Annotated in this window: 17 protein-coding genes; 8 read left to right on the plus strand and 9 right to left on the minus strand. The window is 70.8% G+C overall.

Features of this window, described 5'->3' with window-relative positions:
* Positions 1–127: 127 nt before the first annotated feature.
* Both ACTWQO_RS25525 and ACTWQO_RS25530 read left to right on the plus strand, forming a co-directional pair.
* On the plus strand, positions 128–706 hold the full coding sequence (locus ACTWQO_RS25525) for a sigma-70 family RNA polymerase sigma factor (protein WP_443239685.1): 579 nt from the start codon (positions 128–130) through the stop codon (positions 704–706).
* A complete protein-coding gene (locus tag ACTWQO_RS25530) occupies positions 703–2,097 on the plus strand; it encodes an MDMPI N domain containing protein (protein WP_443239686.1) in 1,395 nt (464 codons plus the stop codon). Before ACTWQO_RS25525 ends, ACTWQO_RS25530 begins: the two co-directional genes overlap by 4 nt.
* A 165-nt stretch (positions 2,098–2,262) precedes the next feature.
* On the opposite strand, the gene purU is transcribed toward ACTWQO_RS25530, so the two are convergent.
* Positions 2,263–3,144 carry a formyltetrahydrofolate deformylase gene (purU, locus tag ACTWQO_RS25535; RefSeq protein ID WP_443239687.1) on the minus strand — a complete coding sequence of 294 codons (882 nt, stop codon included), beginning with the start codon at positions 3,142–3,144 and terminating at the stop codon, positions 2,263–2,265.
* Between the two features lie 46 nt (positions 3,145–3,190).
* Positions 3,191–3,691 carry an SCO4402 family protein gene (locus ACTWQO_RS25540; protein WP_443239688.1) on the minus strand — a complete coding sequence of 167 codons (501 nt, stop codon included), beginning with the start codon at positions 3,689–3,691 and terminating at the stop codon, positions 3,191–3,193.
* Between the two features lie 117 nt (positions 3,692–3,808).
* Here ACTWQO_RS25540 and ACTWQO_RS25545 point away from each other — a divergent pair, with 117 nt between their 5' ends.
* Positions 3,809–5,116 (plus strand): ABC transporter substrate-binding protein, encoded by a 1,308-nt coding sequence (locus ACTWQO_RS25545; RefSeq protein ID WP_443239689.1) that lies wholly within the window; start codon positions 3,809–3,811, stop codon positions 5,114–5,116.
* A 59-nt stretch (positions 5,117–5,175) separates the two neighbouring features.
* On the opposite strand, the gene ACTWQO_RS25550 is transcribed toward ACTWQO_RS25545, so the two are convergent.
* Complete coding sequence (locus tag ACTWQO_RS25550) at positions 5,176–7,119, minus strand: hypothetical protein (RefSeq protein WP_443239690.1); 1,944 nt, start codon at positions 7,117–7,119, stop codon at positions 5,176–5,178.
* A 202-nt stretch (positions 7,120–7,321) separates the two neighbouring features.
* Positions 7,322–8,707, minus strand: coding sequence for a transcriptional regulator (locus ACTWQO_RS25555; RefSeq protein WP_443239691.1), 1,386 nt, complete (start codon positions 8,705–8,707; stop codon positions 7,322–7,324).
* A gap of 305 nt (positions 8,708–9,012) precedes the next feature.
* Here ACTWQO_RS25555 and ACTWQO_RS25560 point away from each other — a divergent pair, with 305 nt between their 5' ends.
* From ACTWQO_RS25560 to ACTWQO_RS25570, 3 genes are all read left to right on the plus strand, one after another.
* Positions 9,013–9,675 carry a bifunctional DNA primase/polymerase gene (locus ACTWQO_RS25560; RefSeq protein ID WP_443239692.1) on the plus strand — a complete coding sequence of 221 codons (663 nt, stop codon included), beginning with the start codon at positions 9,013–9,015 and terminating at the stop codon, positions 9,673–9,675.
* A 90-nt stretch (positions 9,676–9,765) separates the two neighbouring features.
* Positions 9,766–10,536, plus strand: coding sequence for an ABC transporter ATP-binding protein (locus tag ACTWQO_RS25565; RefSeq protein ID WP_443239693.1), 771 nt, complete (start codon positions 9,766–9,768; stop codon positions 10,534–10,536).
* Complete coding sequence (locus ACTWQO_RS25570; RefSeq protein WP_443239694.1) at positions 10,533–12,122, plus strand: transporter; 1,590 nt, start codon at positions 10,533–10,535, stop codon at positions 12,120–12,122. The genes ACTWQO_RS25565 and ACTWQO_RS25570 overlap by 4 nt, the downstream gene beginning before the upstream one ends.
* A 122-nt stretch (positions 12,123–12,244) precedes the next feature.
* Here the strand turns inward: ACTWQO_RS25570 and ACTWQO_RS25575 are convergent, their stop codons facing one another.
* A complete protein-coding gene (locus tag ACTWQO_RS25575; protein WP_443239695.1) occupies positions 12,245–13,159 on the minus strand; it encodes an alpha/beta fold hydrolase in 915 nt (304 codons plus the stop codon).
* Positions 13,160–13,784: 625 nt separating this feature from the next.
* Entirely contained in the window at positions 13,785–14,477 is a 693-nt protein-coding gene (locus ACTWQO_RS25580) for a metal-dependent transcriptional regulator (protein ID WP_133912046.1), read from the minus strand.
* A 316-nt stretch (positions 14,478–14,793) separates the two neighbouring features.
* On the opposite strand from ACTWQO_RS25580, the gene ACTWQO_RS25585 reads away from it, so the two are divergent.
* Complete coding sequence (locus ACTWQO_RS25585) at positions 14,794–15,207, plus strand: GNAT family N-acetyltransferase (RefSeq protein WP_443239714.1); 414 nt, start codon at positions 14,794–14,796, stop codon at positions 15,205–15,207.
* 147 nt (positions 15,208–15,354) lie between these two features.
* Positions 15,355–16,782 (plus strand): PAS domain-containing protein, encoded by a 1,428-nt coding sequence (locus ACTWQO_RS25590; RefSeq protein ID WP_443239696.1) that lies wholly within the window; start codon positions 15,355–15,357, stop codon positions 16,780–16,782.
* Between the two features lie 55 nt (positions 16,783–16,837).
* On the opposite strand, the gene ACTWQO_RS25595 is transcribed toward ACTWQO_RS25590, so the two are convergent.
* The 3 genes from ACTWQO_RS25595 to ACTWQO_RS25605 form a co-directional block, all read right to left on the minus strand.
* Positions 16,838–17,581, minus strand: a complete 744-nt coding sequence (locus tag ACTWQO_RS25595; protein ID WP_443239697.1) for an SDR family NAD(P)-dependent oxidoreductase — start codon at positions 17,579–17,581, stop codon at positions 16,838–16,840.
* 42 nt (positions 17,582–17,623) lie between these two features.
* The gene (locus ACTWQO_RS25600) at positions 17,624–18,604 is read right to left on the minus strand and encodes an NmrA/HSCARG family protein (protein WP_443239698.1); all 981 of its coding nucleotides are present in this window, start codon (positions 18,602–18,604) and stop codon (positions 17,624–17,626) included.
* Positions 18,605–18,735: 131 nt separating this feature from the next.
* A complete protein-coding gene (locus ACTWQO_RS25605) occupies positions 18,736–19,371 on the minus strand; it encodes an NAD(P)-dependent oxidoreductase (protein WP_443239715.1) in 636 nt (211 codons plus the stop codon).
* Between the last annotated feature and the right edge of the window lie 8 nt (positions 19,372–19,379).

The raw sequence follows: 19,379 nt of genomic DNA on the forward strand, positions 1-19,379 counted from the left end.
TACCACCTGCGCCTCCGCGGGGAGCGCCCATTGCCACAAAGGGGCGTGCGTTGTCAGAGGCGCCGACTACATTCGAGATGACGGTGGACGCGGGCCGGACCGGAGAAGAGCAGGGTGAGGGGGCCGTATGGCGAAGAAGGACGCACCGCCCCGCTGGGACCGCAAGATGCAGCAGCGGCTCGCACGCGGAGAGGCGGCGGCCCTCGGTGAGCTGTACGACCGTTTCGCTTCGCTCGTGCACGGCCTCGCCCACCGCGTCCTCGGCGACGAGCACGCGGCCGACGGCATCACCAGCGACGTGTTCGCCCATGTCTGGCAGCATCCGGAGGCGTACGACCCCAAGCAGGGCCCGCTGCGCTCCTGGGTCGCCACGCTGACCCACCGCCTGGCCGTGCAGCGGCTGCGCGCCACCGAGACCGCCGCCCTCACCCAGGGCGGCGGCTCCACCGAGGACCTGGAGCGCAAGGTCCGCCAGGCCTCCGTCGCCGCCCGCGCCGACTACATCGTCCAGGCCATGCCCGTCCCCCTGCGCACCGCTCTGGAGCTGGCCTACTTCCAGCGCCGCGACTACCGCCAGACCGCCGCCGACCTCGGCGTCACCGAGGACGAGGCCCGCCGCCGCCTACGCCTCGGCCTGCAACTCCTGTCCACCGCCCATGACGCCGGCGCCCCCGGGGCGCCGCCGGGCTACGGGGGTGCCGTGTGACCGGGCCTGAGCGGTTCGAGGCGTTCGACGACCACGAGGGATACGGCGACGCCGGGTACGGCGGCTACGACGGCCCCGGCGACGACAAGGAGCAGCACGGCATCCCGGACGACGAGGGCCGCCCGGAGGTGACCGAGCCCGGCGGCCCGGGCAACGGCGGCGGAGAGGACCCCGGCCGTGGGCAGGAGCCCGGCCACCCGCCCCGCATACCCCTGCCGCGCTCCTCCGTAGAGGACAACGGACGGCCGCTGCCGTCGCTGGAGGAACTGGGCGACCTGGCGCCGCGGCCAGCCCCGCTGACGCTGGAGCACCACGTCCTGAAGGCGCTGCTCGGCGCGTGGGCGCTGGCCGCCTGCTCACCGGAGGAGACGGCGGCCGTCGAGGACCACCTCGGCGACTGCGGCACCTGCGCCGACGAGGCGCTGCGGCTGCGGGAGGCCGTCGGACTGCTGCACCCCGCGGAGAGCCTCGACCTCGACCCGGGCCTGCGCACCCGCGTCCTGACGGTCTCCTTCGACCGGCGGCCACCGCGCATCCCGGTGCCCGAGTGGGCCGGTCCGTACGACGCCGAGACCGCCCGTCTCGACGCGCTGCTGCAGGACATAGGGGACGCCGAGTGGCACGCGCCCGTGCGGCTGCGGTGGTTCGAGGCCGACGAGGAGACGACCCGGCGTACGACCGTCGCCGGGGTCATCGCGCACCTGCTCACCGTCGACGGCCTCGTCGCGCTCGCCCTCGGCCTGGACGACCCCCTGGGCGACATCCCGTCCGCGGCACCCACCCCCGCCGAGCGCACGGAGGCGTACTGGGCGGCCTCCCACTTCCCGCCCACCCGGTCCGTGCGGGGTCCCTGGCGGGAGCAGAGCCATGACCTCGTGCGGACCGTGTCCTTCACCGGCAGCAGCTCCGGCTCGCTTCCGGTGTCGTACGGCGCGTTCGAGCTGCCGCTGCGGGACGCGATGCTGGACCGGGCGTTCGAGTGCTGGGTCCACGCGGAGGACATCGCCGAGGCGGTGGACTACCCGTACGAGCCGCCCGCGCCGCGTCATCTGCACGGCATGATCGACCTCGCGGCGCGGATGTTGCCGGCGGTGCTGGCCGCACGTCGCCGTGACGGCCGCCGGCATCTGGTTCCGGTGGGCGAGCCCGGCCGCAGCCTGCGGCTGGAGATCGAGGGGCTGGGCGGCGGGGAGTGGTTGATTCCGCTGGATTCACTGGGGGCCGTGGGCTCCGCCGAGCATGAGGTCGCCCATGTCGCGCTGGACGGGGTGGAGTTCTGCCGGTTGGCGGCGGGTCATGTGTCGCCGCAGGAGGCTGCGGCGGGGCAGGTGGGGGACCGGGAGGCGATCAGGGATGTGCTGTTTGCTGCGGCGAGCTTGAGCCGGATGTAGGGGCTGGTTGGGGCTTCGTGGGCGGCTGCGGGTGTGTGGGGGTTGTTCGCGCAGTTCCCCGCGCCCCTTGAGTACGTGCAGTGGACGCCCCTTTAGGGGCCCGGGGAACTGCGCGACCAGCCCACGACTACCCGCAGCCGCCCCTGAAACCGAACCCCCGAGCTCCTAGGCGAACACAACCGTCCGTCGCCCATTGAGCAGAATCCTCCGCTCCGCATGCCACTTCACCGCCCGCGCCAGCGCCTGGCACTCCACATCACGCCCCACCGCCACCAGCTGATCCGGCGTGACGTCATGCCCCACCCGCTCGACCTCCTGCTCGATGATCGGCCCCTCATCGAGATCCGCGGTGACATAGTGCGCGGTCGCCCCGATCAGCTTCACGCCCCTCGCATGAGCCTGGTGATACGGCTTCGCGCCCTTGAAGCTCGGCAGGAAGGAGTGGTGGATGTTGATGATGCGGCCACTGAGCGCCTTGCAGAGGTCGTCGGAGAGGACCTGCATATAGCGGGCCAGCACCACCAGCTCGACGTTCTCCTCGCGCACCAGCTCCAGCAGCTGCGCCTCGGCCTGCGGCTTGTTGTCCCTCGTCACCGGAATGTGGTGGAAGGGAATGTCGTACGAGCCCACCAGCTCGGCGAAGTCGGTGTGGTTGGACACCACGGCGGCGATCTCCACCGGCAGCGCCCCGATCCGCGCCCGGAACAGCAGGTCGTTCAGGCAGTGGCCGAACTTGCTGACCATCAGGACGACGCGCATCTTCTCGTCGGCCCGGTTGATCTGCCACTCCATGTGGAAGGCGTCACCGATCGCCGCGAAGCTCGCCCGCAGCTTGTCCACGGTCACCGGCGCCTCCGCCGAGAAGTGGACGCGCATGAAGAACAGTCCCGTGTCGTGGTCGCCGAACTGCTGGCTGTCCTCGATGTTGCAGCCGGTCATGAAGAGGTAGCTCGACACGGCGTGCACGATGCCCTGCTTGTCGGGGCAGGACAGGGTGAGGACGTACTGGTCGGGCGCGACCGCGGGTCGGTTGGACTGCTCGTTCATGCAGGACAGGGTCCCATATCGGCCCAGCCCAGGCGGACCCCGTCCGCTACGCGGACCTGGTCATGATCTGCAGCACCTCAAGACTCCGGGGAGGGGCGTCAGGGTCGTCCCCGTCACTCACCGAGAGGCGCACGTGCGCGTCCCGGGCCGCCCGTACCGCCTCCGGCCACGCCTGGTTCTCGACGTAGGCGGAGACCGGGGCGTCCGGCCCGACCTGGTGCATGATCCGCAGCACGCGCAGGACGGCGGTGTCGACGAGCGCCGCCTCCTGGGAGTCCCGGAAGATCGTGCCCACGTATTTCTCGGCGGACCAGTTGTCCAGCCAGGTGTCCTCGACCAGGCGGTACACGGCGTCGGTGACGTCTCCGTACCCGTCGACTCCGGCGAGCCAGACCTCTCGCTGGAACACCGGATCGGAGAGCATGTGCAGCGCGGAGCGCACATTGCTGCGCCAGCGCCACCACGGCATGTCGTTCAGTGGCATGCCGCCCATGGTGGAGGAGCGACGGCCGCGACGGGAAGAGTTCTCCGAACCTTGCACGGTCACCGATCGTACGTTCTTTCTCATACGACTCTCAGGGACCCCCGCAATTCACCTTTACGTCACCCACCGTTGACCGAGAGTCACTCCCGGGTTAGCGATGTGGCGGAATCGTGCGTGTCCATGACCGGCAGGCGCCACCACCGCAAGAGCAACCTCCCCACGCTCACCCGACCCGTCAAAACCACCGTTCGCAGAGCGGCGGCCCTGGTCGCGTGTGCGTCGCTCGCCGTCGGTTGCGGGGTCGTCCCCGGTGTCTCGGGGGGCGCCGGGGACGACACCATCACCGTCATGACCTGGGCGCCGAGTGAGACGGGCGCCACGAACAAGCCCGGCATGCCAGCCCTCGCCCTCGCCTACGCGCGCTGGGTCAATTCCAACGGCGGCATCAACGGCCACAAGCTCAAGGTCCTGATCTGCAACGACCACAACGACACCGTGGACGCGGCCAACTGCGGCCGGCGCGCGGTCAAGGAGAACGTCGTCGCGGTCGTCGGCTCCTACAGCCAGTACTCCGACTCGTTCTTCCCTCCCCTGGAGGGCGCGGGCATCCCGTACATCGGCGGCTACGGCCTCACCGAGTCCGAGTTCACCAGCCCGCTGTCCTACCCGGTCAACGGCGGCCAGCCCGCCCTGCTGGCCGGCCTCGGGCAGGCGCTCGCCAAGAACTGCGGACGCGTCTCCCTGGTCCGGCCCGACACCATCGCGGGTGACGAACTGCCCGCGATGCTCAACTCCGGCCTGAAGTCGGGCGGACACGCGTCGGCCGGCAACCAGCTGGCCAAGGACGACGCCACCGAGTACTCGGTGCCGGCCGAGCGGGCCCTCGAGTACGCGACCGCCGACTCGACGGAAACCGGCTGCGTGGTGCCTGCCCTCGGCGACCGCACCAGCACCTTCATGGACTCCTTCCGGCGCGCCCGCGCGGACTACCCCGACGTACGGGCGGGCACCGTGCTCGGCAGCGTCGACCAGTCGGTGATCAACCAGAGCGGCGGTGCTTCGTCGCCGTACGAGGGGTCTTTCATCACGGGCTGGTACCCGGTCTCCACCGACAAGCGGTGGGACGAGATGAAGCAGGTCATCAACAAGCACGCGTTCGGCGACAACCGCATCGACGTCGGGGATGTCGGCGTGCAGACCACATGGATCGCCTACACCGTGTTCAAGGCGGTCGTGGAGTCACTCGGCGACGGCGAGGTGAGCGCCGACTCCGTGCGCAAGGCCCTCGACGGCGGCCTCAAGGTCTCCACGGACGGGCTCACACCGACCCTGCGCTGGCAGTTCCAGGACAAGCTCGCCTCCATCGGCCTCCCGCGCATGGTGAACGCCGATGTGACTCTCCAGGTCGTACGCAAGGGCCAGCTCGTCGCGGCGCGCAAGGGCTCCACCGACATGACGGACACGCTGAAGCGGGCGGATGTGAGCTGACCGGTGGAGCCGGCCGGCTCGTGTGCGCCACTCCCACACGAGCCGGCCGGCTCCGGCCGTCACAGCTGGGTCGACTGGCGCTGGGTCAGGCCGTACGTCTTGGCGATCGCGTTCCACAGCTGGGCCGCCTTGGCCTTCTGCGTGGTCGCGGTGCCGCTCGCAGTGTTGCCTGCCGCGGTCTGGCCGGTGGTGCGGGCCTGGCCCTTCTTGCAGAGGCTGCCCTTCTTGGCCGCGACCTGGTCGGCCCACGCCGCGTAGTGGTTGTCGGCCGACGCCGACGCCTGCCACGCGCTGTTGAGGGCCGAGGTCAGCGCGGCATGGTTCGGGAGCTTGTCGACGGACAGCTTCGACAGGCTCGTGACCAGGCCGGCGCGCTGCTTGGCCGCGTCGCGCAGGTCAGCCGCCGCCTGCCCCATGTTCTTGCACGTCTTCACATCGGCGACCGCGTTGATCACGGTGGCCCGGCTGTCGCCGCTGTCGGCCAGCAACTTGTCCAGCGCGACGGCCTGTTGCTTGGCCGCGTCGACGGACGGCGAGGCGGAACCCTCGGTCGCCGGGGCGGTGGCGGACACCGTCTGGTTCTTGTCGTCGCCCTGGTCGTCGCCGCCACCGCCCGCGAGCAGCGCGCCCGCGCCGACGCCGAGGACGGCGATGCCGACCCCGACGGCCGCGATGAGCGGCACCCGCGAGCCGGTACGGCCGCCGCGGCCACCGTGCCCGCGGTGGTCGTCGGCGCCCGGCGGGACGTAGGCGGGCTGGGCATGCGCCTGCGGCGGCTCGAAGCGGGGCAACTGCTGGGTGGCCGCGGCGGGATGCTCCGCCCCCGGCTCACTGCGGAAGAGGCTGTCGAACTCGGCGGGCGGCTTCCGGTCCTGCCCGGCCGCCACGGGCGGGATGTACTGCGTCGCCTCGGCATCGGGATTGGCCGGCGGCAACGGGCCCGGGTTCTGCTGCGCCCGCCCCAGATAGCGGGTCTCCTCACCGGCCGCCCCGGCAGGCACCTCGGGCGGCAGCGCACCGGGCCCCACCGGCGGGATGTACTGCGTCGCACCCTCATCGCCGGGGCCGGAAGGCGCCGCGGCGACGGGCGGTATGTACTGCGTCGCCCCGTCCGGCGAGGCATACGCGGGCGCACCCCCACCGGCAACCGGCGGTATGTACTGGGTCGCGCCGTCGTCGGCGGGCGGCAACGGCGCCCCGAAGCTGCCGGATCCGGCAGGCGGCAGAGGCGCGGCGGCACCGGAGCCGTACGCGACGGGGGCCGGGCTGCCGTAGCCATCGGCTGCGGCCGGGGGCTGCGCGGCCGCCTGAGGGCCGTAGCCGGGCGTGGGCGGCTGGATCGACCCGGAAGGGGAGGCACCGTATCCGCCGGTCTCCGCGGGCGGCAGAGCGCCTCCTGCCGCATGCCGGCCCTGACTGCCGCTCGGGGCCTGGCCGTTCGGCGCGTACGACGACTGGGCGGTCGGCGCGTGAGAGGTGTACGACGCCTCGGCGGACGGGGCTTGCGAGGTGTACGACGGCTGCTGCACGCCCGGTGTCTGGGGTGCCTGCGCGTGTGACGTGTACGACTGCTGAGGTGCGGGCTCGTGCGGCGCATACGTCGGCTGCGCGCCCGATCCCGGCAGCGCCTCACCGCCGTATGCCGCCTCCTGCGTCGGCTGCGGCTGGGCCGGGATGGCGTTCGCCTGGTCCGGTGTGCCCCAGGCGGGCGGTGCCGGCTGCTGGTACGGCTCCGGGGAGCCCCAGGGCTCGGCGGGGCCGGAGCCCCAGCCCTGGCCCGACGGTGGGGGCGGGGGCTGGTGCTGGTCGGGGCCCCAGGGGGTGCCCCAGGCCTGGCCCTCGGGCGGCGGGGCCGGAGTCGGCGGTACGGGGCGGCCGTACTGCGGACCGCCCTGTCCGTTCGTCGTGCCCGGCAGCAGGGGCTCGCCACCGTCCGATGGCAGCACGATGCCTTCGCGCGCTTGCCGCGGCGAGGGCTCCTCGCCCTGTCCACTCTGCGTCACCGGGACTCCTACGAATGGGGGACCTTCGGAATCGTCGGCTCACGCTACCGGGTCCCCAGAGCCCGGTGCCATGCAGCACAGGACCTGACCTCCTTCCCTGTGACCGCCGTAACAAAACCGGGCCCTCATCCGCTATATACGCCCCTCCTTCACCACCAGCGCCTTCGTTTCCCACCCGTTCACTCGCGCGTATCCGCGTCTTTCACGCCGCCGCCTGCACATCCAGCCGCGCCCCGAACTCCCTTACCACCGGCTCGTCCCGGAACGGCTCCAGCCGCTGCTGGAAGTCCTCCAGATACTCGGCGCCCCGGTTGGAGCGCAGGGTCTCCAGCAGCTCCACGGCCTTCAGTCCCGTATGCACGGCCTGTTCGACCTCGCGCTGCTGGACCTGCGCGGTGGCCAGCAGGACGTAGCCGATCGCCCGGCGCCGCGCCCGCGACTCGGGCAGCCCGGACAGGCACTCCTCCGCCCGCCGTGCCGCCGCCTCGGCCTGTCCCAGGTCACGGTGGCAATGCGCCAACTCGTCGGCCAGATAGGCCTCGTCGAAGTGGGCGATCCAGGCCGGGTCGTCGCCGGAGGACGGGTCGGCCGACTCCAGCGCGTTCACCGCACGCCCGGACGCCGCGTGGGCGGCCCGCGCGTCCCCCATCAACGCGTGCCCCCGGGCCTCGGCCGCGTAGAACATGGCCTCCGCGCGCGGGGTCACGCGACCCCGCGCCCCCTCCTGCGCCGCCCGCGCCAACTGCGCGATCTCCCGCGGGTTCCCGAGCTGCGCGGCGAGATGGCTCATGGACGCGGCGAGCACATACCCGCCGTACGCCCGGTCGCCCGCCGCCTGCGCGAGCCGCAGCGCCTGGATGTAGTAGCGCTGGGCCAGACCCGGTTGCCCGGTGTCGATGGCCATGTAGCCCGCCAGCTCCGTCAAACGGGCCACCGCGGCGAAGAGTTCACGCCCCACGGCCTCCCGGTACGACCCCGCCAGCAGACCGGAGACCACGCTGTTCAGGTAGTGCACGACCACCGGGCGCACATGCCCGCTGCCGAACTGGTGGTCCAGGTCGACCAGCGCCTGGGTCATGGCCTTCACGGCCGCCACGTCGGACTCCCCCACCCGCGGGCCCGCCGAGCGCGCCACCTGCGAGTCGGGCGAGGAGATCAGCCAGTCCCGGCTCGGCTCCACGAGCGCGGACGCGGCGACGGAGGAGCCGGACAGGAAGTCCCGCCGGCCGACGTCGCTGCGCCACAGCTCACAGACCTGCTCGATGGCTCCCAGTACCGTCGGCGAGAACTGGAGGCCGACGCCCGAGGCGAGGTTCTTGCCGTTGGCCATGCCGATCTCGTCGATCGTGACCGTACGGCCCAGCTTGCGCCCCAGCGCCTCGGCGATGATCGCCGGAGCGCGTCCACGTGGCTGCTGTCCGCGCAGCCAGCGGGCGACGGACGTCTTGTCGTAGCGCAGGTCGAGGCCGTGTTCGGCACCGCACATGTTCACTCGGCGGGCCAGCCCGGCGTTCGAGCAACCCGCTTCTTGAATGAGCGCCTGCAGCCGTTCGTTCGGCTGCCGCGCGACGAGAGGCCTTGCGGCCATGGCGTACCCCCTGTGGCTGCGGTGCCTGCCCACGCACCGAGTTGATGTGTCTTCCCCGGCCGGACGCCTTCCGGTGAGCGAAAGAATCCGGCCGTGAAGATCAATGCCCCGCCGACATGACGAAAATGCGAGGCTTGCGAGGATTGCCGGGGTAAAGGCCGAAGCCGACCCCACTCCTGGCTACCCAGCTGAGGCCATGGATCCTCCTGCGCGCCCCCACACATGCACCCATGCGCCCCAGTTGCGGAATCAGTGCTCCTCCCCCGCGCGCGCTACAGCCGTAACCGGAGGTGGGTGCGGGAGTTGTGATGAGCGTGGAAGAGACGATCGCGAGCACCGAAGCCGCCCAGATTCCGCAGCAGCGTGGGGAATCGCTGCTGGACACCGCCGTTCGCTACGCCGAGGAGCGCCACTGGGACGTCTTCCCGGGCGCCTGGCTGGAAGCCGTCGACGGGGTGCAGCGCTGCTCGTGCGGCGACGTCGCGTGCGCCGCGCCCGGCGCGCATCCGACGCGGCCGGACTGGGCGACGCAGGCGACGGGCAGTGCGACCGTTGCGCGCCGGATGTGGCAGAAGCAGCCGACGTCGTCGATTCTGCTGCCGACGGGGCGTACGTTCGACGCGATTTCCGTTCCGGAGACGGCGGGGTTTCTGGCGCTGGCCCGGATGGAGCGGATGGAGCTGTCGCTGGGGCCGGTGACGCTGACTCCGGACCGGCGGATGGAGTTCTTCGTGCTGCCGGGGGCCGCGGTGAAGGTTCCCGATCTGGTGCGCAAGCTGGGGTGGGCGGTCGCTTCGCTGGATCTGGTGGCGCTCGGGGAGGGGGCGTGGGTGGCTGCGCCGCCTACGCGGTTCGGGTCTCGGGGGGCTGTGCAGTGGGCCTGTCGGCCTACGCCGGCGAATCGGTGGTTGCCGGATGCGGAGGAATTGATCTCGCCGCTCGCCTATGCGTGTGGGCGGGATCGGTAGCGCCTACTGATCTGCCTCACATTCGCCGACGGCGGCTGCGGGTTCGTCGCGGCTTGTCGCGCAGTTCCCCGCGCCCCTTAGGTTGGCACCATGACGTCGGCTGTAAGTGTGCGTGGGCTCTGGAAGCGGTTCGGGCAGCAGGTTGCTGTTGCCGGGGTTGATCTGGAGTTGCCTGCGGGGAAGTTCATCGGGCTTGTCGGCCCGAACGGTGCCGGGAAAACCACCACCCTCTCCATGGTCACCGGGCTGCTCCGGCCCGATCAGGGCTCGGTCGAGGTCGTCGGGCACGACGTTTGGCGTGACCCCGTCGAGGTGAAGGCGCGGATCGGGGTGTTGCCGGAGGGGCTGCGGCTGTTCGAGCGGCTGTCGGGGCGGGAACTGCTCGGTTACACCGGGCGGTTACGGGGGCTGCCCGGTGCCGAGGTGGACAAGCGGGCCACGCAGTTGCTGGATGTGCTGGATCTTGCCGGGGCCCAGCACAAGCTGGTCGTCGACTACTCGACCGGGATGCGGAAGAAGATCGGGCTCGCGACGGCACTGCTGCACAATCCCGAAGTGCTGTTCCTGGACGAGCCGTTCGAGGGTGTCGACCCGGTGTCCGCGCAGACCATCCGGGGTGTGCTGGAGCGGTACACCGGCTCCGGGGCGACCGTCGTCTTCTCCTCGCATGTGATGGAGCTCGTGGAGTCGCTGTGCGACTGGGTGGCCGTGATGGCCGCCGGGCGCATCCGGGCGCACGGGCCGCTGGCCGAGGTGCGGGGCGACGCCGCCTCGCTCCAGCAGGCGTTTCTGGAGCTCGTGGGGGCGAACGGGCGGAACACCGGGTCCGATCTCGACTGGCTGGGCGGCGGGGCGCGATGACCGCCGACATCACCCCGGTCGTCGTACGGCTGAAGCTGTCGTTGTTGCGCAACGGGCTACGGCAGTCCGGTGGGCGCAAGGCCGCCTACATCGCGTCCGCCGTCGTCACGCTGCTCTTCGCCGTGCTGCAACTGCTCGGGCTGATCCTGCTGCGCGGCAACGAGCACGCCACGTCGGTGGTCGTGCTCCTCGTCGCGGTACTGGCGCTGGGCTGGGCGGTGATGCCGCTGTTCTTCCCCAGCGGCGACGAGACCCTCGACCCCACCCGCCTGGTGATGCTGCCGCTGCGTCCCGGGCCGCTCGTGCGGGCGCTGCTGGTGGCCTCGCTGGTGGGCATCGGGCCGCTGTTCACGGTGTGCATGCTCGCCGGTTCCGTCGTCGCGGTGGCGCACGGGGGTGTGGCGTACGTCGTCGGAGTCGTCGGTGTGGTGCTGGCGCTGCTGGTGTGCGTGGCCCTCGCGCGGGCCGTCGCCGCCGCCAACATCCGGTTGCTGACCAGCCGCAGGGGCCGTGATCTCGCGGTGCTCAGTGGTCTGGTGATCGCCATCGGGGCGCAGCTCGTCAACTTCGGGGCGCAGCGGCTGGGTTCGGCCGGGCTCGGGCAGCTCGACCCGTTCGCGGATGTGCTGAAGTGGGTGCCGCCCGCGTCGGCGATCGGGGCGGCGGACTCCGCGAGCGAGGGCTCGTACGGGATCGCTCTCCTCCAACTCGCCCTGAGCGCCATGGCGTTGTGGCTGCTGCTGCGACAGTGGTCGGGGCATCTGAACCGGCTGATGACCGCGCCCGACGGGTCCACCCTCCAGAGCGCCGAGGGCGCCGCCCGCGAGCGGACCTCGACCGGACTGTCACGCTTCCTGCCGGTCGGCCGGACCGGCACGGTCATGGAGCGCAGCCTGCGCTATGTGTGGCGCGACCCCAAGACCAAGGCCGCCTGGGTGACTTCGCTGGCCATCGGTCTGATCGTGCCGGTGTTCAACGCCCTCCAGGGCACCGGCTCGATCTACTTCGCCTGCTTCGCCGCCGGGATGCTCGGCATCCAGATGTACAACCAGTTCGGGCAGGACACCTCCGCGTTCTGGATGGTCGCGATGACGATCTCGTCCACGAAGGATGCGTACGTCGAACTGCGCGCGCGTGCCCTCGCGTTGCTGGTGATCACGCTGCCGTACGCCGCGCTGGTCACCGTGCTGACGACGGCGCTGCTCGGCGACTGGGCCAAGCTGCCCGAGGTGCTGGGCCTGTCCTTCGCGCTGCTCGGCGCGATGCTGGCGACCGGGGCGTGGACGTCGGCGCGCTTCCCGTACTCCATCCCGCAGGAGGGCTACAAGAACGTCGCCCCCGGACAGGCCGGGCTCGCCTGGATCGCCATCTTCGGCGGCATGGTCGCGGCCGCGCTGCTGTGCGCTCCGGTCATCGCCGTGACGATCTGGCTGAACGTGAGCGCGGACGGCGGCGACTGGACGTGGGTGCTGCTGCCGGTGGGTGTCGCGTACGGGGCCGCGATCACCGTGCTCGGGCTACGGCTCGCGGCACCGCGCACGGCGGCCCGACTGCCGGAGATCCTGACGGCGGTGAGCAAGGGCTGAGGGGACCTGAAAGGACGCGGCGGAGCAGCGCACCTAAGGGGCGCGGGGAACTGCGCGACAAGCCACAGACAACCCGCAGTCGCCAATGAACAGCACCCAGCAGACGAGAAGGCGCCCGAAGCTCACAGCGCGTTCAGAAACGGCTCAATCGCCGCGCGCCACCCCTCCGGCTGGTCATAGTGGACAAGATGCCCGGCATCAGCCACCTCCGCATACTCCCCGAGAGGCAACACCCGCACCATCTCCTGCGCCTCGGCCCGCCCCAACTCCCCATCAAGCCCGCGCACGACAAGCGCCGGGCACTGCACCTGGGCCAACTCCTCCCAGTGCGCGTCGTACACCCACGTCTCCCGGGACTTGAGCATCTGGTCGGGCTCGAAGACGGGCCGCCAACCGTCGGACGACTCATGCATCACCTCGGCGTAGAACTCACCGCGGGACGGAACGGGCCGCTCCACCCAGGGGTCGTCCTCACCGAACCACTTGCGGACGTCGGCGAGGGTGGCGAACGGAACGGGCCAGGACTTGAACCACTGGGCCCACTCCCGCTGCGAGGCCGCGCCGAGCGCGGAGGCCCGCATATCGCAGATGATCACTCCGCGGACCAGATCGGGGCGCTTGGCGGCGAGTTGCCAGGCGGTCAGGGCGCCCATCGCATGGCCGATGAGGACGGCCGGGCCGAGGCCGAGCTGTTCGAGGGCGGCCTCGGCGTCCTCGACATAGGCCTCGCGGGTGAAGGAGGCCTGCGGGGGCTTGTCGCTCTGGCCGTGGCCGCGCTGGTCAAGCGCGACGGCGCGATGGCGTCCGGAGAGCCAGCGGGCGGTGGAGGCCCAGTGCGAGGCGCGGCCCATCAGGCCGTGAAGTAACAGCACGCCGGAGAAGCGGTCCTGTTCGCCGGGGCCGGGCGGCTGGTCCGGTGTCGCCTGGCCGGTGTGCCCCGTCGTGTCCCTCGCCGGGTCGGGCTTGGGAGGGTCGCCGAACTCCCAGGCCGCCAGGCGTACGCCGCCCGCCCCGGTCACGTCGATGCGTCGCGCCATGGATCCTGGCACCCCCTAGCTCCGCTCGGACCGCTCGCTCCCGCTCGAGCCGGCCGGTCCTGTGAACCGTGTCCTGCCTGCCGTGGTACCACTCTCTGTCGGGGCCGGTCGGGGCCCTCGCTCATCTGCCGACATGCCGCGCCTACTGGTGAAGCGCAGGTTCCGCATGCCGTGTCACCCTCAGGCTATCGAATACACATTCGAATGATGCGGGGTCTGCCGGTAACACCCCTCATACGAGTGACCTCGGTCAGGGATTGACCGCCCGCGGCGAGGGGAGATCTTCTGCGGGAGGCGGACCGCTCGGGGAAAACGGTCCGAGGGGAATGACCCTGAGAGCTCGGGGCTCCGGGTCAGCACAGGGGAGGACAGGCCCCGGCGCCACACGGCGCCGGGGCCCTCTCCACTTCTACGGCACACCCTCCCCGCCCCCTCCCCGGCCGGACGACATCGCTGTCGCACCACGGCCAAGAATCCCTCAGGTCATATGCCTCACGCGACAGCCTCGCACGTTGAACCGTCCGAGCGCTGCGCTTCGACGCAGTGAATCCTGGAATCGAGAAGATCACCAGAGCGCCGTCGACCACTTCTCCAGCCCCGGAAGCCGACGGCTCCCGGCGCCCGGTCAGCGCTTGGCGACGAACACGTGAGAGGCGACGTCCGACTCCAGCTCGGCCGCCTCGCCGCCACTGCCCACCAGCACCCCGCCGGCCGACTCCGTCACGCTCACCACCGAGCCGGGCTGCACACCCGCGCGGCGCAGCGTGTACATCAGCTGTGCGTCCGTCTGGATCGGCTCGCCGATACGGCGCACCACGACCGTCTTGCCCTCCGTCCCCGGATCCAGGTCGGCCAGCGACACCATGCCCTCGTCCAGGAACGGATCGGCGCCGTCCTTCTCGCCCAGCTCCTCCAGGCCCGGGATCGGGTTGCCGTACGGCGACTCGGTGGGGTGGCGCAGCAACTCGAGCACGCGGCGCTCCACGGCCTCGCTCATCACGTGCTCCCAGCGACACGCCTCGGCGTGCACCTGCTCCCACTCCAGCCCGATCACGTCGACGAGCAGGCACTCCGCGAGGCGGTGCTTGCGCATCACGCGCGTCGCCAGCCGGCGGCCCTCGTCCGTGAGCTCCAGGTGCCGGTCGCTGGCGACGGACACCAGTCCGTCCCGCTCCATCCGCGCCACGGTCTGGCTGACCGTCGGTCCGCTCTGGTCCAGCCGCTCGGCGATCCGGGCGCGCATGGGGACCACACCTTCCTCCTCCAGCTCGAGGATGGTGCGGAGATACATCTCCGTGGTGTCGATCAGTCCGGACATACGTGCCCCTCGTGAGATCTGCCGGAAGCACGACAGCTTCCCGGCTTGTGCGCTGGCCCTGGCTTCAATTCTGCCGGATACCACTGACAAGCGTGCCGTGCCGGTGAAACCGGGGGTTGCGGCGACGCGGAACAGGAGTGTGCTGCGCGTGGCGAGAGCGGCGATCTTGACACTCGACGTGGTGGGACCCGGTCACCTAGCGTTCCGCACATGACAGAGCGGCGAGCGATACGCAGCGGTTCGGTGTCCGTGGGCGCGGCACGCACGGACGGCGACCGTGCCTGACCTCCGCCTGGAGCAGGTGACGGGCGACGCCATGCTTGAGCAGTGGCGGCATGTGCACAACATGATCGTGCCGCCCGCCGCCATGGATCTCGACGAGGTACGGGAGCGCGGTGGCCGCTACCACCTGGAGAACGCGTATCTCGGCGACGAGCTCGTGGGGTGCTCCACGGTGCGGCCACCCGAGGGTGAGAAGGCCGTCGCGACGGTGATCGCACGGGTGCTGCCCCGGTATCGGCGGCGGGGGTTCGGGAATGCTCTGTATGAGAAAGGGCTCGCCCACGCGCGCGTGCTGGGTGCCGACGTGATCGAGACCTGCGTGCTGGCCGCCAACGAGGACGGGGTGCGGTTTGCCGGGGCGCGCGGATTCGTGGAGGTCGAGAGGTATGTGCTGCCAGGTGCGAACGACCTGTGGATCGACCTCCGGCTCGCCGCCTCCCGACGGTAAGGAGCGGTTCACGCCGAGTTTCCGGCGTGCAACGATTCTCTCAATCTTGTGGGAACTCGATGTGTGCTGCGTCACGTTCGAGTTGAATGATTGTTAGTGAGCGAACCGACGTGCCGTACGTACGGACGCAGCCTGCAGGGGGTCCAGGTGAGTGCTTCCCGGCGTAGTGGGACCACCGACGAGCTGGGACCGGACGAGCCCGAACGGGACGGTCCGGAGGGCTCGGGCGGTTCCGATCTGCTGGCTGCGCTGCTGGACGGCATGGACGCGGCCCTGTGTGCCTTCGACGCCGACGGTGTCGTCACGCACTGGAATCGTGAGGCCGAGCGGATTCTCGGGTGGACCGCGACTGAGGCCGTGGGCCGGCACGGGTTCGCCGGGTGGGCCGTACGGCCGGCGGACGCCGAAGAGGTCGAGTCCCGGCTGATGGCCGCCATGCACGCGCCCGGACGCCAGGTCCATGAGTTCGCGCTGCTCACCAAGGACGGCGGCCGGGTCCTCGTACGGACCCAGTCCGCGGCCGTCCGCGGCCCCGACGGAAAGCCCGCCGGTCTGTACTGCGCCTTCAGTGAGGTGCACACGCAGATCGACCTAGAGCGGTCCATCGCGCTGAGCGAGGCCCTCTTCGACGACGCGAGCTGGGGCGTCGTCCTGGTCGACGCCGACCTGCGGCCCGCCGTCGTGAACGCGCACGCGGCCCGCGCGCTGGGCATCGGGCGTACGTCCGCGCTCGGCAGACCACTCGGTGAACTGCTCTCCCAAGGCGTCGAGGAGCTCGAAAGCGCCCTCACCCACGTGCTCGCCGAGGGCGCGCCGCCCGCGCCCGCCGAGATCTGGGTCGGCGTCCGCACACCGGAGGGCGAGAAGCGGCGGTGCTGGCGCTGCGGCTTCGTACGGCTGGCCTCCCCGCTCGCCGAGGAACCGGTACCGCTCGGCGTCGGCTGGCTGTTCAACGACGTGACGGAGGCCAAGCAGGCCGAGCAGGAGGCGTCGTTGCTGCGGTTCCGCAGCAATCAGCTCCACCGTGCCGCACGGGCCGCCGCCGAGTGCGAGGACCCGGCCGAGGCCGCCACCGTCCACCTGGACTTCGCGCTCGCCGGGTTCGCCGACCACGCCCTGATCGACCGCGCGGCGGGCGGCGCGATCACCGACGCGGAGGCCGCCGAGCCCGTACGACTGGTACGCATCGCCACCACACCCGCGGGCGCCCCCGGCCCCAGCCTGGTCACCGGCCAGGCCGGCCTGCCCATCCGCTACGGCGAGGGGCACCCCGCGCTGCAGTGCGTTCAGCGAGGCGGCTCCGTGCGGGCCAGCGTCGGCACCGTACCGGCCGAGCAGGCCCGCGCCTGGGCCCTGGCCCGGCAGTGGCCACCGGACGCCGTACACGCGCTGTGCGCGGTGCTGCGCAGCCGGGGGCGGACGCTGGGCGTCGTGACATTTCTGCGCGGCGGCGGACGCAGCGCCTTCGAACGGCCCGACGCGGCGTACGCGGAGGATGTCGCCGTGCGGATCGCGGGGGCGCTGGATCTGGCGGGGGCGGTACGTGGGGACTGGCCGCCGGAGGGTTCCGACTAGTACGGCGGGGTCGACGCGGTCTCCGGCCTCGACTCGCTCTACGCCCCTACGGGTTTCAGGGATACGCGGGCGTCCCGCCACGGGCTTCGACGATCGCTCCCGTGACGTAACTGGCACGAGGGGAAGCCAAGAAAGCGACCACCTCGGCGATCTCCCGAGGATCAGCGGCGCGGCGGAGCGCTGTGGTCGCCTTGCCGAGCGTGTCGGCCAGGCCGGCTCCGCGTGCCTGCATGCCCCGGGTACGGGTCGGGCCTGCCGCCACAGCGTTGACGCGGACGCCCGCGGAGCCCAGTTCGTCGGCCCATACACGCGTCAGGTAGTCGAGAGCGACCTTCGAAGCGACATAGACCCCGCCACCGCGCGCGGGCGTGGACACAGCGCCGGTTGTGATGTTGATGACTGCTCCGGAGCCACGCTCCGCCATCGGGGGTGCGAACGCGGCGACGAGCAGCATCGGTGCGCGGACGTTGACGGCCATGTGGAGATCGAATGCGCCGGCGGTGGCTTCGCTCATCGGTGCGAACCGGAAGACGGCCGCGTTGTTCACCAGCACGTCGACCGGCCCGGCCTTTTCCGAGAGCTCGTGAACGGCACCAGGGTCGGCCAAGTCCGCGGCGATGAACCGAGCGGTCCCGCCGGCTGCGCCGATCTCGTCCACCACCGCGGAGCCTCGTTCGGCATCGCGGCCATGGACGACGACCGCTGCTCCAAGGGCCGCTAACTTGCTCGCGACAGCCCGGCCGATACCGGCAGTGGCGCCGGTGACAAGGGCGGTCTTCCCTTTCAATTCAAAGGGCATGAATGGTCCTCCTTGGCTGGTGAGTTCGAACGGACGTGGGACTCAGAGAGCGGACGTCAACTGCTCGCGGTGCTCGACCAGCCAGTCCTCGAGCGTCCGAAGCCGCGGGTTGAGCGTCCGGATCAGGCTGAGATCGCGGTTGCCGACGAACGTTTCGGCGGCTTCGGTGAAGAACTGGAACATGTTGCCGAGTTCATCGGCCTCCGGGAACCCGGCATTCCGCAGCTGGTCGTGGGTCATGGGCCGGTAGGCGACCGGCTCACCGAGCACCTTGGCGAAGAGTTCGGCCAGTTGACCGCCTGTGGCGTGGGTGCCGGCCAGACCCACCGTGCGGCCGACAAACCGGGCTCCGGCCCGGAAGATGCCGTAAGCGGTACGGCCGATGTCCTCGGCGGCCACGAGCGCCATCGTGCTGTCCCCCATGGGCAGGGAGAGCACCGCCCGGCCGTCCGCCCCGCGGCGCGGGCTCAGCCCGGCAAGGATGAACATCTCGTAGAAGAACGAGGTCTCCAGGAAGGTCGTGGGCACACCCAGGGCAGTGAAGTGCGCGTTCGCTTCGTTCTTGGCATCGAGGTGCGGCACCTTGTAGCCGTCGCCGAGGGTGGGGGCGTCGCTGCCGAGAAACGCGAAGTGCGGACGGGTGTCCTCCAACGTCGACCACACGACGTGCTTGAGCCCGGCGGCCTTGGCCGCGCGCGCCGCGTTGCCGGCCTGGTCCAGCTCCATCCGCGCACGGCTGCGGGCCGCTTCCTGCTCCGGGGTGAGCTGCTCCCGGAAGTTGGTGACGACGAACGCACCGTAGGCGCCGTCGAACGCGGCACGCAGGCTCACCTCGTCGTCGAGATCCACCCGGACCACCTCGGCGCCGCGCGCGGCGAACTCCTTCGCCTTCGCCGAGTCCGGGTCCCGGGTGAGCGCCCGCACGGTGAACGGCCCGTTCCAGTCGTCCAGAACGGCGCGCACCAGGCCGCCGCCCTGCGACCCGGTCGACCCCACCACTGCAATGGTCTTCTTTTCGGTCATGGCTGGCTGACCCTTCTTAATTTTCGGAATGACAGAAATGGCGGATAGAAAAGCCCGGTCCGCGACCATCGAGAATGCGAAAAGGAACGGGCGTTGAAGCGAGCTGAGGCCCGCGTCAGGCGGGCGCTTGACTAGTAGCCGATGGCGAGCCAAGCGCGATGCGTGCTTGGGGTGTCGATTTCGTCGGCGAACGCGATCGCGTAATCCTCCACCCCGAGCACGGAACGTCCTTCTCCGTCGGTGACCTGCGCGGTGGCGCTCGTACGATAGGAACCCGTCCGCACGCCCGGTTGGTGAGGGCCGAATTCCGCCGCCGGGACGAGACAGAACCAGTCGACACCCTCGGGCGCCGCATCGAGTACGGACAGTGCCCGCGCGTGCGCCTCGACACGCGGAAGGAGCCAGGCGGGAAAGCCGGGGGTGTCGGCCTGCCGCGGTCCGCCCTCGACCAGTGGGAGAACCGCCGAGCCACCGACAACTCCGAGGCGTGCCCCGGTTTCCTCGGCGGACCGGAGGAGAACCGCCACGCCTGTGTCGAGTCCGTCGTCGCCGGCGACGGCCGGAAGCGCCGAAACGAGTACATCCGCCCCGGAGACCACCTCCTTGAGGAAGGCGGAGTCGTGCACGCTGCCGACGCTTTCGGCGACTCCTCTCGGAAGGTCCGTTCTGAGGCGCCGTGATACGGCCGTCACTTCATGTCGGCGCGAGACGAATTCTTGCGCCAGAGCGCCACCGACAAATCCGGAACCGAATACAACGATTCTCATCCCTACCT

The sequence above is a fragment of the Streptomyces sp. 4N124 genome, assembly GCF_052245395.1.
Classification (GTDB): Bacteria; Actinomycetota; Actinomycetes; order Streptomycetales; family Streptomycetaceae; genus Streptomyces.

What these genes read in the sequence shown, in the direction of transcription:
- ACTWQO_RS25525 (WP_443239685.1), top strand. Translation starts at nt 128, where the DNA reads ATGGCGAAGAAGGACGCACCGCCCCGCTGGGACCGCAAGATGCAGCAG.
- purU (WP_443239687.1), bottom strand. Translation starts at nt 3,144, where the DNA reads ATGAACGAGCAGTCCAACCGACCCGCGGTCGCGCCCGACCAGTACGTC.
- ACTWQO_RS25545 (WP_443239689.1), top strand. Translation starts at nt 3,809, where the DNA reads ATGACCGGCAGGCGCCACCACCGCAAGAGCAACCTCCCCACGCTCACC.
- ACTWQO_RS25555 (WP_443239691.1), bottom strand. Translation starts at nt 8,707, where the DNA reads ATGGCCGCAAGGCCTCTCGTCGCGCGGCAGCCGAACGAACGGCTGCAG.
- ACTWQO_RS25565 (WP_443239693.1), top strand. Translation starts at nt 9,766, where the DNA reads ATGACGTCGGCTGTAAGTGTGCGTGGGCTCTGGAAGCGGTTCGGGCAG.
- ACTWQO_RS25570 (WP_443239694.1), top strand. Translation starts at nt 10,533, where the DNA reads ATGACCGCCGACATCACCCCGGTCGTCGTACGGCTGAAGCTGTCGTTG.
- ACTWQO_RS25575 (WP_443239695.1), bottom strand. Translation starts at nt 13,159, where the DNA reads ATGGCGCGACGCATCGACGTGACCGGGGCGGGCGGCGTACGCCTGGCG.
- ACTWQO_RS25580 (WP_133912046.1), bottom strand. Translation starts at nt 14,477, where the DNA reads ATGTCCGGACTGATCGACACCACGGAGATGTATCTCCGCACCATCCTC.
- ACTWQO_RS25585 (WP_443239714.1), top strand. Translation starts at nt 14,794, where the DNA reads ATGCTTGAGCAGTGGCGGCATGTGCACAACATGATCGTGCCGCCCGCC.
- ACTWQO_RS25595 (WP_443239697.1), bottom strand. Translation starts at nt 17,581, where the DNA reads ATGCCCTTTGAATTGAAAGGGAAGACCGCCCTTGTCACCGGCGCCACT.
- ACTWQO_RS25600 (WP_443239698.1), bottom strand. Translation starts at nt 18,604, where the DNA reads ATGACCGAAAAGAAGACCATTGCAGTGGTGGGGTCGACCGGGTCGCAG.
- ACTWQO_RS25605 (WP_443239715.1), bottom strand. Translation starts at nt 19,371, where the DNA reads ATGAGAATCGTTGTATTCGGTTCCGGATTTGTCGGTGGCGCTCTGGCG.